This is a genomic window from Methylophaga sp. SB9B, from assembly GCF_004832235.1.
GTDB classification, from domain to species: domain Bacteria; phylum Pseudomonadota; class Gammaproteobacteria; order Nitrosococcales; family Methylophagaceae; genus Methylophaga; species Methylophaga muralis.
This window is the reverse complement of the sequence record NZ_SSXS01000069.1, coordinates 1-254: the sequence shown is the minus strand read 5'-3', so window position 1 is coordinate 254 and position 254 is coordinate 1. Positions and strand designations below refer to the sequence as shown.

1 pseudogene is annotated in these 254 nt (G+C 46.5%); it reads right to left on the bottom strand.

Annotated features, from left to right (window positions below):
• A pseudogene (locus E8Q33_RS15175) lies at positions 1 to 254 on the bottom strand (elongation factor 4); the annotation flags it as partial.

Sequence of the window (254 nt, the reverse complement as noted above, 5' to 3'; positions counted from 1 at the left end):
CCGGTGCACCATCAATTTCTTTGACACCGGAAATCACATAGCCAACTTCACCGCAGTTCAGCGCAGGACGTTTACTACGTTTTGGAGTAAATACACCAACTTCATCGACTTGATATTCTTGACCGGTGACATGACTTTGATTTTGTCACGGGTTTTCAGTCGGCCCTGTTTGATACGAACCAGCGAGATAACCCCCACATAACTGTCGAACCAGGAATCAATAATCAAAGCCTGCAATGGTCCTTCCGGATCAC